Raw genomic sequence first — 15,391 nt, forward strand, 5'->3', positions numbered from 1 at the left:
TGGTGTCAACAATGCATTCGCTGAGAATGTCGATAATCTGAATTGGTACCAGACAGAAATGCTTTTCTAAAGATACAAGATGTCTTTTCAGGAGACGGGAGATTCACATGAGACCACTGCTGCTGTTCATGCTGTTTTTTGTGGGAAGTCTGAATGTTGTCGGCCTGCAGGCAGGCGAGCCAAAGCCGCTCCCGATCGGGGATCACCGCGAGCTGTTTGTGGATGACTATCTGATCGGCAAAATGAAAAACGTGAGTCTGCGACTGCATCAGCCTGTTGATGAAGGCGTCGTTCTGAAATTCGATAAGCCATGGGAAGGGCTGTTCTGCGGATACTGCACGATCATCAAAGATGGCGACCTGTATCGCGCTTACTATCGGGGACGACCCCAGGCGGGAGCCGACGGCGACACCGGAGAAGTCTACTGCTATGCGGAATCGAAGGATGGGATTCACTGGACCAAGCCCGAGTTTTCTCTGTTCGAAAAGCAGGGTTTCAAAAAGAACAACATCATCCTGGCAGACGCGGCCCCGATGACGCATAACCTCAGCCCGTTCCTGGATACACGCCCGGGAGTTCCGAAGTCGGAACGCTACAAGGCGCTCGGCGGGACGATGAAAAGCGGCCTGGTCGCGTTCACTTCGCCAGACGGGATTCACTGGAAACAGCATCCTGCGGGGACCGTGATCTCCAAAGAGATGGTGCCGTTTCCTTATATGTTTGATTCTCAGAATGTCGCGTTCTGGTCCCCGGTTGAGAAAAAATACATCAGCTACTTCCGGGTGTTCAAGGATAAACTCCGTCGGATTGCCCGGACTGAGAGTGATGATTTCATTCACTGGTCCGAACCGGTGCTGATGGAATACACGCATCGGGGTGACAAATCACCGATCGAACATCTCTATACCAACCAGACCCACCCCTATTTCCGGGCGCCTCATATTTATCTGGCTGTCGCAGCTCGCTTCATGCCCGGGCGTCAGGTGCTGACCGATGAGCAGGCAGAAAAAATCGGCGTGCATCCCCGCTACTTCAAAGATACGTCCGATGCGATTCTGATGACGACCCGCGGCGGTAACACGTATGATCGCACTTTTCTGAGTGGATTCATCACCGGGGGAATCGGCGCGCAGAACTGGGTGTCGCGAACGAACTATCCTGCATTGAACGTGGTTCAGACCGGACCGGCGGAAATGTCGGTGTACGTGAATCAGGATTATGCGCAGCCTACCGCCCATTTGCGTCGCTATTCGCTGCGTCTGGACGGATTTGCTTCCGTACGGGCCGACTATGCCGGCGGGGAATTAGTGACGAAGCCGCTGATCTTTGATGGTTCTGAGCTGTCGATCAACTTTTCGACATCTGCTGCGGGGGGCATCAAAGTCGAGATACAGGATGAAAACGGTAAGCCGATTCCCGGTTTCACTCTCGCTGATGCACGTGAGCAGATCGGAAACGAAATCAATCGGATCGTTACCTGGAAAGGGGGCTCCGATGTCTCTGCACTCAGTGGCAAACCGGTACGCCTGAAGTTTGTGATGAAAGATGCCGATCTGTATTCACTGCAGTTCGTGAAATAATGTAACTTCACTTGCGATTCGCTCAGGAAAGTCGATCGGGTTCTCTCGTCGACTTTTCTGATTTTTCACTTGAGATTCATTGCCCGGTTCGCTGACTGTCTTATGATACAGGTAGAGCTGCCCCCAAATCGAAATCTGAGTTTCTGCGAAAAGCGCTTGCTCCCACCCCTCTGGTTCCTGAGAAGTAAATCATGAAAGAGCGTAGACGATTACTGGTAGTCGGAGTCGGTTCAATTGGAGAAAGGCATCTGCGCTGTTTCCAGGCGACGGACCGTGTCGATATCTCGATTTGTGAACTGAATGCCGACCTGCGTCAGCAGGTCGCCGAGCGATACTCTGTGAAAACTCAGTATGCGGATCTGGACTCGGCACTGGCGGAGCCACATGACTTTGCTGTCATCGCGACTCCAGCACACCTGCATATTCAAATGGCGCAACGGGTCGTTGAAGCGGGTTTGGACGTGTTCATCGAAAAGCCCCTGAGCACGTCGGTGGACGGTGTGGCCGATCTGCAGAAGCTGCTGAAAGAGAAACAGAAAAAAGCGGGAATCGCGTATGTCTATCGCGCTCATCCCGCGCTGGCAGCGATGAAAGCGGATCTGGATACGGGCCGCTATGGCAAACCGGTAGAACTGGTTGTCGTTTCCGGTCAGAACTTTCCCACCTATCGGCCCGCGTATCGCGACATCTATTACAAGTCGCGCGCGACCGGTGGAGGGGCGGTGCAGGATGCGTTGACGCATTCGATGAATGCTGGCGAATACCTGGTGGGACCGGTGAAAGCCCTGGTGGCGGACTACGCACATCAGGTGTTGGAAGGTGTGGACGTGGAAGACACCGTGCACGTGATTACCCGTCAGGGAAGTGTGCTGGGTAACTTCAGTCTGAATCAGCATCAACCGGCGAATGAATCGAGTATTACCGTGATCTGCGAACGGGGCATGCTCCGATTTGAGTATCAGAAAAGCTGGTACCGTCATGTCACCGAGCCGGAGGGGGAGTGGGTCGTCGGTTACCAGGAAACGCTGGAACGGGATACACTCTTTTCGCGACAGGCGAGTGCCTTTCTCGATTATCTCGATGATTTCTGTCCGCCGCTCTGTTCGCTGGAAGAAGGACTGCAGACGCTGGCGGTCAATCTTTCAATTCTGGAATCTGTCGAACAGCGTGCCTGGGTCGAACCGGCGCACTACCTTACCCATTGAGTTTTTCTACCTGAAAACAGGATTCGTTATGCAACCAAGTGATGAACCCACGATACAGCAGCTGTTTGATCTTACCGGTAAGACGATTTTAATCTCCGGTGCGAGTGGTTACCTGGGCGGTGCGATGTCGCGGGGACTGGCCGAAGCCGGGGCACGGCTGGTGGTCAGCAGCCGCAGCCAGGAGCGGGCTGAACAGACGGCTTTGGAACTGCCGGATCCTAACGGCGTGGGGCACCTGGGAGTCGCCCTGGATCATATGGAAGCCGACTCGATTGAAGAGGGGTTTGCTGCAGCACTCGATGCCGCCGGCCAGATCGACGTGTTGGTGAATAACGGCAATGATCCAGTGGGGGAAGACTGGCGGAATGTCACCGCAGACGCGTTCAACCGTCACCTGCAGAATGCGACTGGCTATTTTCTGCTGGCCCGCAAACTGCGTGATCACCTCGTCGCGCGAGAAGCCCGGGGAAGCGTGATCATGATCGGTTCGATGTACGGCGTGGTCGGCTCTTATCCCGAAGCGTACGAGGGAATCTGTGCAGCCAGTCCCGTGGCCTATCACACGATGAAGGGAGGGCTGATTCATCAGACGCGGCACCTGTCGGTCTACTGGGCCAAGGATGGCGTGCGGGTTAACTGCCTGAGCCCCGGGCCGTTTCCTTCCGAGAAAGCACCCGCAGGCTTGGCGGAACGATTGAGCGAGCACAGTCCGATGGGCCGCATGGGATCACCGGCCGAACTCAAGGGAGCAGTCGTCTTCCTGGCGAGCGAGGCGAGCAGTTATATCACAGGCCAGAACCTGCTGGTCGATGGTGGCTGGACCGCGTGGTAGATGGAAAACAGCCTCGATCTGATCGTGTTTTCTGATACAATAGCTGATTCAAATGAACTGAAATCAGCTGAGTCTGAATTACGCGCTTTGATTGTACACCGCCGGACGATCTATGGGTTTAGAGATTCTCAACGCACTTGGAGGCCTGGGACTGTTCCTGCTGGGGATGGTCATCCTGACCAACGGCCTGAAGGAACTGGCGGGGGATACCATCCGCCGGTTGATCGCGAAATTCACAAAGAACATGCCCAGCGGAATCGCTACCGGAGCGATCGTCACGGCTGTGTTGCAATCCTCAAGTGCTACTACGGTGACCGCGGTGGGTTTCGCAAGTGCGGGGCTGCTTTCTTTATCACAGTCGCTGGGGATCATCTTTGGTGCCAACCTGGGGACAACGATGACGGGCTGGATCGTGGCGGTCTTTGGTTTCAAATTGAAGCTGGGACAGATCGCTTTTCCCCTGATTCTGGTCGGCACTCTGATGTACATGTTTGCCCGCAAGCGGGTGGGGATGATCGGTTTCGCACTGGCTGGCTTTGGTCTGATCTTTGTCGGCATTGATAACATGCAGGCCGGGATGTCGGGACTGACAGATACGGTGACGCCGAAATCGTTTCCCACAGATGACTGGCTGGGGCGCATCCTGTTGATTTTGATCGGCATGGGGGTCTCCATGGTCACGCAGTCGTCCAGCGCGGGAATGGCGATGGCAATTACCGCCGTGCATACCGGTACGATTTCGCTGACGCAGGGGGTCGCGATGGTGGTCGGTTTCGATATGGGGACGACCGTCACCGCGGTGATCGCCACACTGGGTGGTTCGGTGACGGCGCGGCGAACCGCATTTGCGCATGTTCTCTTTAATACAACGACCGCCTGCGTGGCTTACTTACTGATACCACTCTATATGTGGAGCTGGCAATCTTATGTGAATCAGGGGGATCGTTTCTCCCCGGAAATCGGACTGGCCCTGTTTCACAGCCTGTTTAATCTGCTGGGGATCCTGATGCTGGCTCCGTTATCCAGCCAGGTAATTCGCGTCCTCTGCTGGCTGGTGCCTGATGCGGTGAATGACCAGGTGGAACGTCTGGAAGAGTCATTCATCCAGACTCCTAACGTAGCGATTGAAGCGTCGCGCTCGACATTGACCGAAGTCTTTCAGGATGTCCTGCACCTGTTTCACGGGTTGTTTACAAATGAGGCAGACCGGGCTGATATTTCCTCGATGATGGAACAGACGCATGAGACCTTGACAATTACCGAAGATTATCTGAGGCGGGTCAACGTGTCGAAATCGGATCCGCAGACCTTGCGTTGTTACCAGGAAGTCGTGCTGGCACTGGACCACATCAGGCGCCTGACAAGACGCTTCAAGGAAATCGAGCGTCTGGATGCGGCTGCTGATGTGGAAGATCTGCAAAAGGTCGTAACACGGTTGACGAAACTGTTAGATGACACAGAAATCGCCTTCGAGGATCGTAGCGAACTGATGGACGAGCAGCCGCTGGAAGACTGTGCGCGCGAACTGGATCAGGACCAGGAATCGGTCCGACGCCGGTTTACCGAGGCCGCGTCCCGATCGGGGGATGATTTTGAATATGTACTCAATCAGTTGGACGCTTATCGCTGGCTGTATCGCATCAGTTACCATCTCTGGCGAACGGTGCATCACCTGCAGAGTGCGCGGATCATCAATGGTCAGTCGGACATAGAACCTGCAGAAATTAATAATACGAAAGCCGTAGATTCCCGATCTGAGGATGAGGAGCAAGGAAGCGAAGATAAAAAAACGTCCCTGCAAATCGACAGCAGGGACGAAGTGGAATGATGGCTTAGTGACCGGAATCATTCCTTATCGAGATGAAATGTGAATTTATTTTCCTGCCCGGGAGTGACACTGGCGGTCAGTCCTGATTTGGCTGGATCCGCATATCTATCGGGAATCAATGAGACTTCCTGGATGACCACATTGGCCTCATCCAGATTGGCTCCCTCCGGTGGACCTTCGGTTCTGGAGCAAATCACAGTGACCTTGTGTTCGCCAGCGATGGCACCGTCACCGTCTGTGAAAGTGCGCAGCTGGAATTCGCCATTTTCATCAGTGCGACCTACTGCAGCTTGTGGTTCGCCCCCCGTGGATTGGAAAACAACGGTTGCTTCGGGCAGTGGTTTACCATCGAAGGTGACGATACCGGACGCGGGAAATGTGTCGGGACGCTGCTCGGTCCATTTGTCTTCACTGGACCCAGAGCAGGACATCATCAAAACGGGCATGGAAAGTAACAGGAGCGGCATAGCAGAGTAACGCATTGAGTATTTATCCTTCAGACCAGAATTGATTCGAAGCAGGAGGGGGAGAAACCGGAGCAGGTTCCTCCCCTGTTAACAGTTCGACAAAAGTAGAGTTATTAGAATTCCCCTACCGTTTCTCCTCCGTTCTTGGAGCCCAGTGCGCCCCAGATACCATAGGGGCTTTTACCTGAAGTGACCTGCGATGCAGCTATATTACCAGTATCGATGTTCTCACTGATAAAGCGGACCGCGCCATCTCCCATCAATAAGTGGACGCCCCCTACATGTCTGCTGGAGGGAGGTAAGATTCCCGATGTTGTCTGTCCATTACAGACCGGCGAATTGGGAGGCAGGATGGTATTAAAGTTGATATAGCCTGCGCGTCCATCGGTCCAACGCGTTCCCAGTGAGCGGTTCCGGTCCAGCAGCCCAGTGGTAAAAGCACCGTTCACAAAACTGGCCCGGCAGGCAGATGGGTTTGTGGTGTTGCTGGTGGAGTTGGTGCCGAACGTGTTGGCCGGTGTCAGGGAGCCCGCTCCGGGGGGACGCACACATTCTGAGACCATTGCCGTGTTGCTGGTGCCGTCGATAATATCCCGCATGCGGACACTGGTCCGGAAACCAAATACGCCCCGCAGAGCACCGGATGAATTCGTTTCGAGATTGCTGTACTGGTCGCCTACCGAGAACAGGTAATTATGTTGACCTAATGTGGTGATGTCACCTGTGTCGACGTCGGACGGGCACATGATAATAGCCAGTTTGGTTTTGTAAGCTGAAAACCCTGTGTTCCAGACATAGGACGTCGATCCCAGGTTACCTGTGATCTGTTCGTAGAGGGGGGCCTGGTCCAGGTAGGGGAGTAAAGGGACGTAAGTGCTGAAGCGGGAGTCCGGCCCACAGGTCGTGCAGGTGCTTTCATAGGGACCGATTCGGCTGGCGGGAAACATTCCGTGGGTGGAATGGTAATTGTGCAACGCCAGTCCCATCTGCTTGAGATTGTTTTTACAGGTGCTGCGTCGGGCAGCCTCACGCGCCTGCTGGACTGCGGGCAGGAGTAGTGCGATTAAAATGGCAATAATGGCGATGACGACCAACAGCTCAATGAGCGTAAAGCCGCGTCGGGATTTTGATGGTTTCATTGGATTCCTGTTTCGATAAAAAAAATATAAAGGCCAGGCGAGAACCGTTCTCGACCGTTATGGATCTGCGATCAACGCTGGTTGTGCCTGCGAATCTGAGAAGCGGTCGGGGATGCCTCGAATAAACCGTACGTCGGCAATCTCGCCTCCCCAGTGCCGGGAGATGTCGGTAAGCGTGGAGCCTCCCACCGCCAGAACTCCCCCCGGTGAGAGAGGCAGAATGTCTTGGATATTGGTAAATGTCTGCTGCAAATCGGGGGTAGCAGCAAATTCGGGGGTGCGTGTGTACGTCACAATACTGTCGTTCGGAGCTGGGGTGTTGGCATCGTAAGTGAAGACAATCCGGTACCAGCGATCTTGATCCCAGCGAATATTCTGATTGGTTTGCCAGGAATGATATTGGTTCGCCGCATCCAGAAAACCGAAGCCCAGTCTGCCTGAGTTGCTGTCGGAGTACAGGTTCAATTGAGAGGTGCTGTGCAGTCGGGTATTACGATAATGAAACAGTGTGTCGGAGTCCCCCTGGCGATCACGGCTGGGGTTGCGTGCCCAGAGCGTGATTGTGAATCGCTTGAGATCGAATAGTTCTGCTTCGGTGGTATTCAGCGTCCGAAACAGTTTATGTAACTGTGATCGAAACGGTCCGGCTGCAGTTGAAGAATTATGTGGCGCCGGTTTGCCTGTAAAGGGAGAATGTCCTGTTTCAGCCATGACATTCAGATCCAGTTGGTGATCTCCCGAGTCGCGTGCCGTGACGGATGATTCTGGTTCGTTGAGTTTCCAGTGGGCAACGATCCGGGGTTCGTTTCTGGCCAGGTTCTGTACGAAGATTTCGGGTGAAGCTTCAATTCGGGTGATCGTTTCCGATTCAGGTTGTACCCGAACAGCTGTGTTTTCGGTCAGATCCTGCGTCTCTGTGATTTCACGAGCTGTGTCAAGCAGATTAAACCGGACAAGTCCCTGGATAACATGCACCTCGGTTTCATGGGACGGATTGACGACCAGGCCGAAACGTGTTCCCAGGTCAATGACGCGCGAAGTGGGAGTTTCGATGGTGAGGCCTCGGGCAGCGGGAGGTACATGTGCAAACAGATGGCCCTGGTTTAAACGGAACTGATCAGGGCCGATTGCATTCAGTCGGGCAGGTCCTTTAAGAACGATCCGGGCGCCGGAAACCGTTTCCAGTTCGACAAGACCTTGCTCCAGGTGGAGCTGATCTCCGGTGCGCAGGCGTTGATTTTGTAGCCAGTTTCGCTTGCCTGTCGCCCAGTGTGCCTCCTGGAGCCGGATGATTTGTGCCTGATAGGCAGGAGGATTCTGGCGATTCGCTTGGGAATAAACCAGGTAGCCAACTCCCAGCAGGCAAAATGCGAAGAGCGTGGCTGAGCTGAGCAGGAGTGCCCATCTCCGGTTTCCCTGTTTTTCCGGGAGGTAGTCGGGGATCGTGCGCAATTCTCCAGAGGGGAGAGGATCGTAGGTAGTCGATCGTCCCAGCGGACCGGGATCGACAATGCCTTCCCATTCCAGGTTGGCGCACATGCCAGCATACTGCACGAAGAGGTCGCGGGCGGCGTCATGGCTGAGTACCATTTTTTCCAGTCGTGCGGCCTGTCGCGGATTGAGTGAACCGTACTGGTATTCCCAGCAGAGGTGCATCAATTCTTCCTGTTCCTGAGGAGACAGCATCAGAATAGATCCCCTGAATTCAGGCGACGCTGAATGCAGCTCAAAAGCAGTTCATGCGCGCGACGCATTATTTTATAAATGGCATTAGGGGTGCGTTTCAGTTCCCGGGCCACCGAGATGGGGCTGGCATCGGGTTCGTAGATTTTCTCCAGCACTTCCCGCTGCCGATCGGTCAATAGTTCAAAGCAGACTGATAATGCTGCCTGCTGCTGATCCAGTTCATCAATAGAGACCATGGCATTTTCCGCGACCCGGTTATAGAATTCGTCAGAGAAAATATGTCGTTCCAGATTTTGACGCCGACGATAATTCAGGACTTCATATCGAACGATCTGACAACTCCAGGCCCAGAAATTGGATCCGGTTTCGAACGTATCAAACCTGGCCCAGAGTACGGTGCACGTATTCTGATAGATCTCTTCGGCATCAGTTCGATTATCTACCAGCGATCTGATGAACCGGTAGATTCTCTGGCTGTGCCGGGAGAACAGCATGATGAATTCAGTTGTGCGGTCGGTTGCTACCGCCATAAAAAGTACCTCTCACTGGAACGCGACGAGAGAAGTTTTGGGGAACCCCATAGTGAATACAGCGTGAGGGGGCCAAAATTAGCCGCGGAAAATCGAGTTTTTTGTGGTTTTCTGTCAATTTGATCGTCAACGGTACATTGATTTCGAGCATTTTTAATAAGTGTATTATCTATCCTAAGTAATTGCAGTAACTTACGAACAGCAGAGGTAGCGACATGCAATTTAGAGAAATCTCCTGGCAGTCCGACGAATATCAACAGGCTTGCGAACTCAGGAATACCATTTTACGGCGCCCTCTCGGGATGAATCTGTTACAGGAAGATCTCTCCGGTGAAGCGGAATATTTGCATTTCGGAATGTTTGAATCGGATCGGCTGGTGGCATATGTTCTCGCTGTGCCTCTGAAAACAGGGTGGGCTAAACTGAGGCAGATGGCGGTGTCGAATGAGTGTCAGGGGCAGGGGATTGGCAGGCGTTTGATTGAGTCGGTAGAAGATTGTCTGGTAAAGCAAGGGTTCCAGGTTGTGGAGCTTGATGCCCGGCGGGAAGCGGTCGGCTTTTATGAGAAGCTGGGCTACACCCCGGAGGGGGATGAGTTCATTTCGGTGACGATTCCACATCAACGCATGACGAAAGTGATTGCTGCTGACTGATGCGATCGCTCAGCCGAGCAGCTCTTTAATCACAGCGCCCCCGGTCTGGCTGAGGACTTTAAACCGGCCTTCGTGGAAGTAGGTCAGCTGGTTGTCGTCGAGCCCCATGATGTGTTCGAGTGTGACATGTAGATTACGAATCGGGTTGACGACTTCGACGGCATGGTCGCCGATTTCGTCGGTGGCCCCGATGCGATGACCGGCTTTGACGCCCCCCCCCGCCAGCCACATGGCCATGCCTTTCGCATTATGGTCCCGACCGGCGGCCTGTCTGCCACTGCGGATGCCATTGTCGGGCGAGCGACCGAATTCCCCAGTCCAGACGACGAGCGTTTCATCCAGCAGCCCGCGTGCTTTGAGGTCTTTCAGCAGGGCCGCAATCGGCTGATCGACGGCCTGCATGCGGGCTTTGTGAGAACGTTCCAGAAAGTCATGCGAATCCCAGCCGGCGGCGTAGATCTGCACGAAACGCACTCCCGATTCGACGAGTTTCCGCGCCAGCAGGCAGCGGCGACCGAAGCTGTCGGTCTCTTTCTGTCCCAGACCGTACATGTCCTGAGTCTGCTGGGTTTCTGATTCGAGGTTGATGATATCCGGAACCTGGGTCTGCATCCGGAATGCAAGTTCGTATGATTCCATGCGGGCTGCGAGAACCTCTTCGTGCGGATGCCGCTGCTGATCCTGCTGATTTAATTTCGCCAGCAGATCAAGATTTTTTCGCTGAGTCGCGCGGGTAACATTCGGGGGCGGATTCAGGTCGAGAATTGGTGAGCCCGTTGAACGGAGTGCGGTTCCCTGGAAGTAAGCGGGCAGAAACCCGTTGGACCAGTTAGCAGCGCCTCCCTGCGGGTAGGCCACTTCGGGGAGGACGATGAACGCGGGCAGGTTTTGATTTTCGGTGCCCAGACCATAGGTCATCCAGGAGCCGATCGCGGGATCACCGCCGAATCGGTTGCCGGTATTCATGTGGTAGCAGGCGGTCGGGTGGTTGATCGATTCGGCCTGAAGACCGTGATAGACGCAGAGGTCATCGGCAACTTCCGAGAGGTGCGAGAAATGCTCGCTGAGTGAAATGCCCGATTCGCCTGCCTGGTGATGCTGAAACGGACTTTTAATATAGTAACGTTTGCCACTGGCCATCGCGGAGACCTGTTTGTCTTCGCGAACGAATTCTTTGAGGTGCAGCTTTTCCAGGGCCGGCTTGGGATCGAAGGTGTCGATGTGGCTGGGACCACCTTCCATAAACAGAAAGATACAGGCTTTGGCTCGCGGTTTCAGATGCGGATCGCGGGGGGCGAGCGGCGGTCCGTCGATCAGGTTCTGCTGCTTCGGCTCTGTTTTCTGTTCGGCCTGCAGCAGCGCATTGAAAGCGACGGTGCCCAGACTGGCGCTCATGCCATAGAGAAAATCGCGTCGTTGTAATCGGTGCATATTTGTGTTACCGCAGATAAATGAATTCGTTGGAGTTCATCAGGACCAGGCAGAGTTCGGCCAGCGCCCGGGTTTCGGCGTCGACATCCCAGGGTTTGAGATCCTGAATATAGTTTTCAGTCAGATCCAGCTTTTCGGTCCAGGTAAAAGACTCACCTGTCAATTCTTCGATCATCGACCGCTTGACTTCCCGCGGAAGCGGAATTGGTTTCGTGGGACGGGCGGTGTGGTAGTCCTGCATTTCTTTGACATGCGTCAACGCCAGTTGCAGTTCCTCTGGAGTAGGCGCACGGAGCGTCACCTGCTGGAAGGCCTGCGAAACGGCCTCAGGCAGTGCCAGGTTTTTCTCACTGATTTCATGAGCCAGAGCGATGGCACGATCATGGGTGAACTGCCCATTAAACAGAGCAAAGACCTGGGGAGTGACAGTGGTTTCGTCACGACGTTCGCAGGAAATTTCACTTCCGGGGCGATTGAAAACGTCGAGCATCGGATCGGACAGCGTTCGGTAGCGGAAGGCGTATAGAGTCCGGCGATTGCGCTGTTTCGGTTCAGGCATGGGCTGATACGCGGGAGCGACCGAACCCATGATGTGCCGAGGCTGGAGCGCGACTTCCCAGTTGATTTCCGGGAAGACACCGGGACCGCCCATTTCCGGATTCAGTTCACCCGTGATTGTCAGCAACGAGTCGCGAATCTGTTCGGCAGTCAGGCGACGTGTCGGAAAGTGGGAGAGCCATTGGTTGCTGGAATCAAGGCTCGAGACCAGCTCCGCATCGATAGGTCGACTGCTCTGCTGATAAGTGTTGGAAGTCATGATCAGGTGATGCAGCTGTTTGATTGACCAGCCGTGATCCATGAACCAGGTCGCCAGCCAGTCCAGCAGTTCGGGATGAGAGGGCTTAGCGCCCTTTTGGCCGAAGTTGTTGGGGGTGGCGACCAGACCGGTGCCGAAATGCATCTGCCAGATGCGGTTGACGATGACACGGGCGGTGAGTGTGTTGTTCGAACTGGCAATCCAGCGGGCCAGTGCGAGTCGTCGTCCATCGGCTGTATTGGGAATGGTATTCCAGGCGTTGGGGCTCTGACGGTCATTGGAACCCGCCATAGCGCTGAGTACGCCGGGAGTGACTTTATCCGTAGGAGCGGTGATGGCACCACCGGCGAGAATGAAAATCTCTTCGACATTACCTTTACGTTGTTTGGGGCCGGGGATCAGGTTAACCGCTTTGGTGGAGCGGAAGTTATTCGACGGACCGTTATAGACGCTGAAGCAGTACGGTTCGTAGCGTTTGAGTTCCCGCTCGAAGTAGTCAATGCGTTTGTTGTTGATTTTGAACAGACTCTTTTCGAGCTCGGTTAAGCCAAACCAGCGAAGGGGTGGCCGTTTGTCGGCGGCAACCTGCTTCAGGTTTTTGTAGCCGTTCTCTTTCAGCCAGGCTGCGATTGCAGCGTCGGTCTTCTGCTTGAACTGTTCCTGCTGTGCTTTGGTCTCGGCAAGCAGTTTTTCCGTGCGAACCTTCATATGGTCGAAGCCGGAGATGTTTTCAAATGGCTGGTAGGCGACTTTACGGTCGGCGAACTGCACGGGGGCAAAGACGGCCTGAATGCGATAGTAGTCGCGGGTGGGGACGGGGTCGAATTTGTGGTCATGGCATTTGGCACAGCGAAAACTGTGTGCCAGGAAACTGACGCCAACACTTTGTGTAATGTCATCCAGAAACAGCTGGCGGGTCACCGCGGCGACGCTCATGCCGGTATGTTCCCAGGGGCCGCTCCGCAGGAAGCCGGTGGCGATCAGCATTTCAGGATCGGTGGGATCGAGTTCATCACCGGCGAGCTGTTCAATGATAAAACGATTATAAGGCTTGTCAGCATTGAAACTGCGTACCAGGTAATCGCGATAACGCCAGGCATTGGGACGTTCGTAGTCGTTGGCAAAACCGCTGGTGTCGGCGTAGCGGACGATGTCGATCCACATCTGGGTCATCTGTTCGCCGTAGTGTGGGCTGTCCAGCAGACGTTGAATGGTCTGCGACCAGGCTTCGGAGGATTTCTGATTCGTGAAGGAATCGATTTTGTCACGTGAAGGAGGAAGTCCGGTCAGATCATAACTGGCCCGTCGGAGTAGCGTTTTGCGGTCAGCGGGGGGAGAGGAAGTTAACTTCTTTTCCTGGAGCTTACGCTGAATAAAGGCGTCGATTGGATGCCGTTGGGAAGCAGGCGTTTTCGTCAGGGCCTGCCAGGGGACGTCCGGTCGTTGGATTGGTTGATAGGCCCATACCTCTTCCGGTTCGTAAGTCCGATTCGTCCAGGTGGGAGACTGACCGCCGGAAGTAGACATGACGATTTCCCGGGTAGAACTGGCGTCACTCGAACTTGGGGCAGGCAGGCTCTTGTCAGTCCAGACGGCACCGTCTGTGATCCATTGTTTGATAACATCGATTTCCGTATCACTCAGGCGGTTTCGTTCCTGTGGCGGCATCTGGATGCTGTCATCTTTCCAGGTGACGGCGTTCCAGAAGGGACTTTCTTCCGGTTTGCCGATGATCACCGCGGGTTCATCCGATTCGCCCCCTTTGATCAGTGCCGCGCGGGTAAGCATGTTATATTCCCCCTTGATGTCGTCGGGGGTAGCACCATGACAGCCCAGACATTTTAGTTCGAGCAGGGGGCGGACTTTGCGGAGGAAGAATGTTTCCTGCGGCGTGAGCTTTGTTTCTTCTGCGTCCGTTGATTCCGGCGACAGGAAGCTGCAGAGCAGACCAGACCCCAGAAGGAACAAAAGCCTCAAGGTATCATGAAGTGTGAGCGCACGCATGAATCAGTCTCTTTCAGGTTCGGGTGATTTCCAGAGAACAGAAAGCACAGACATTGATGTCTACAGATTACTTGCTCAGCAGAGAGAAATCAATTTCTGTTGATCTATGACTTTGTCTGGCGCCGACAAAGTTACACTGTCTTTCTCTAAACAAAGTTACGAATTTGGGTGGGAAGGCGCACAGGCATGCGATAGGATAGCAGGAGAGAATCATCCCGGCAGTGCGTGAAGCCTGCTGTGTCCCGCCCAACAACAGGAAAAGGAAAAACATGAATATCCGGCTCAATAAGTCGTTAATAATTCTGAGTGCATGCACTGCTTTGAGTCTGTTCTCTCAGGGAAGTCTCCCCGCACAGAACAAAGTCAAGAAGCAGGTGAAAGAACAGTTGGAAGTAAAGCCTGGTTCGGTTACAGATGGTGCCATTGTCGAGATTCCACCCGAAGACAAACTGCATCCGGGGTACACTTCTCTGTTCAATGGAAAAGATCTGAGCGGCTGGAAAGTGCCGGAAGGGGATAACGGGCACTGGAAAGTTGAAGATGGTGTCATCGACTATGACGCTCAGAGTGAATCCAAGGGAGATAAAAATCTCTGGACCGAGAAAGAATACGGCGATTTCATTTTAAGTATGGAATGGCGGATCAAAGAGACGACCGGTCTGTATAAGGTTCCGATCGTGCTGTCAGATGGATCGGAACTGAAAGACGCGGACGGCAAAGTCATCACCGTTGAACTGCCAAATGCTGATTCAGGTATTTACCTGCGAGGAACTCCCAAAGCCCAGGTCAATATCTGGTGCTGGCCGATCGGATCTGGAGAAGTTTACTCGTACCGCCGCAATCAGTCGGTTGCTCCGGAAGTCCGGGCCGGTGTGACTCCCAAAGTGAACGCCGATAATCCTGTAGGAGAATGGAACAAGTTCATCATCATCATGGTCAAGGATCGTCTGACCGTGATTCTGAATAACAAGATGGTCCTCGAGAATGCCCAACTGCCCGACGTGCCCGAGAAAGGTCCGATTGCGCTGCAGCATCATGGAGGAAAACTGAAAGATGGTACTTTCAGCCCGGCCAGCAGTCTGATGCAGTTCCGTAATATTTACATCAAGGAACTTGATTAGCTACAGATTGATTCTGCTTTATGTATCATTTAGGATTGAACCCGTCGGCTGTCTCGTTAAATGAGATGGCAGGCGGGTATTTTCATTGATCCAGCGCA

General features: G+C 54.0%; 12 protein-coding genes. 6 read left to right on the forward strand and 6 right to left on the reverse strand.

All coding sequences use genetic code 11. From position 1 onward, the window contains the following. Positions 1-107: 107 nt before the first annotated feature. From RID21_RS24530 to RID21_RS24545, 4 genes are all read left to right on the forward strand, one after another. A complete protein-coding gene (locus RID21_RS24530; RefSeq protein ID WP_350193500.1) occupies positions 108-1,580 on the forward strand; it encodes a glycoside hydrolase family protein in 1,473 nt (490 codons plus the stop codon). 191 nt (positions 1,581-1,771) lie between these two features. Beyond that, positions 1,772-2,785, forward strand: coding sequence for a Gfo/Idh/MocA family protein (locus RID21_RS24535; protein ID WP_145181371.1), 1,014 nt, complete (start codon positions 1,772-1,774; stop codon positions 2,783-2,785). Positions 2,786-2,813: 28 nt separating this feature from the next. Beyond that, positions 2,814-3,617, forward strand: coding sequence for an SDR family NAD(P)-dependent oxidoreductase (locus tag RID21_RS24540; RefSeq protein WP_350193502.1), 804 nt, complete (start codon positions 2,814-2,816; stop codon positions 3,615-3,617). Between the two features lie 112 nt (positions 3,618-3,729). Beyond that, positions 3,730-5,445, forward strand: a complete 1,716-nt coding sequence (locus RID21_RS24545) for a Na/Pi cotransporter family protein (RefSeq protein WP_350193504.1) — start codon at positions 3,730-3,732, stop codon at positions 5,443-5,445. 17 nt (positions 5,446-5,462) lie between these two features. Here the strand turns inward: RID21_RS24545 and RID21_RS24550 are convergent, their stop codons facing one another. The 4 genes from RID21_RS24550 to RID21_RS24565 form a co-directional block, all read right to left on the reverse strand. After that, on the reverse strand, positions 5,463-5,927 hold the full coding sequence (locus RID21_RS24550) for an Ig-like domain-containing protein (RefSeq protein WP_350193506.1): 465 nt from the start codon (positions 5,925-5,927) through the stop codon (positions 5,463-5,465). A 98-nt stretch (positions 5,928-6,025) separates the two neighbouring features. Continuing rightward, positions 6,026-7,051, reverse strand: a complete 1,026-nt coding sequence (locus tag RID21_RS24555) for a DUF1559 domain-containing protein (RefSeq protein ID WP_350193508.1) — start codon at positions 7,049-7,051, stop codon at positions 6,026-6,028. 57 nt (positions 7,052-7,108) lie between these two features. After that, positions 7,109-8,737, reverse strand: coding sequence for a FecR domain-containing protein (locus RID21_RS24560; RefSeq protein ID WP_350193510.1), 1,629 nt, complete (start codon positions 8,735-8,737; stop codon positions 7,109-7,111). Beyond that, complete coding sequence (locus tag RID21_RS24565) at positions 8,737-9,267, reverse strand: sigma-70 family RNA polymerase sigma factor (protein ID WP_350193512.1); 531 nt, start codon at positions 9,265-9,267, stop codon at positions 8,737-8,739. The genes RID21_RS24560 and RID21_RS24565 overlap by 1 nt, the downstream gene beginning before the upstream one ends. Positions 9,268-9,482: 215 nt before the next feature. On the opposite strand from RID21_RS24565, the gene RID21_RS24570 reads away from it, so the two are divergent. Continuing rightward, positions 9,483-9,920 (forward strand): GNAT family N-acetyltransferase, encoded by a 438-nt coding sequence (locus RID21_RS24570; protein WP_350193514.1) that lies wholly within the window; start codon positions 9,483-9,485, stop codon positions 9,918-9,920. A gap of 9 nt (positions 9,921-9,929) precedes the next feature. Here the strand turns inward: RID21_RS24570 and RID21_RS24575 are convergent, their stop codons facing one another. Together RID21_RS24575 and RID21_RS24580 are read right to left on the reverse strand one after the other, a co-directional pair. Beyond that, positions 9,930-11,351 (reverse strand): DUF1501 domain-containing protein, encoded by a 1,422-nt coding sequence (locus RID21_RS24575; protein WP_350193516.1) that lies wholly within the window; start codon positions 11,349-11,351, stop codon positions 9,930-9,932. 7 nt (positions 11,352-11,358) lie between these two features. Continuing rightward, complete coding sequence (locus RID21_RS24580; protein WP_350193518.1) at positions 11,359-14,172, reverse strand: PSD1 and planctomycete cytochrome C domain-containing protein; 2,814 nt, start codon at positions 14,170-14,172, stop codon at positions 11,359-11,361. A 269-nt stretch (positions 14,173-14,441) separates the two neighbouring features. Between RID21_RS24580 and RID21_RS24585 the strand changes: the two genes are divergently transcribed. After that, positions 14,442-15,293: a 3-keto-disaccharide hydrolase gene (locus tag RID21_RS24585; RefSeq protein WP_350193520.1), complete on the forward strand. Its 852-nt coding sequence runs from the start codon at positions 14,442-14,444 to the stop codon at positions 15,291-15,293. Positions 15,294-15,391 lie beyond the last annotated feature (98 nt).

Origin of the sequence: Gimesia sp. (assembly GCF_040219335.1) — a bacterium.
Classification (GTDB): Bacteria; Planctomycetota; Planctomycetia; order Planctomycetales; family Planctomycetaceae; genus Gimesia.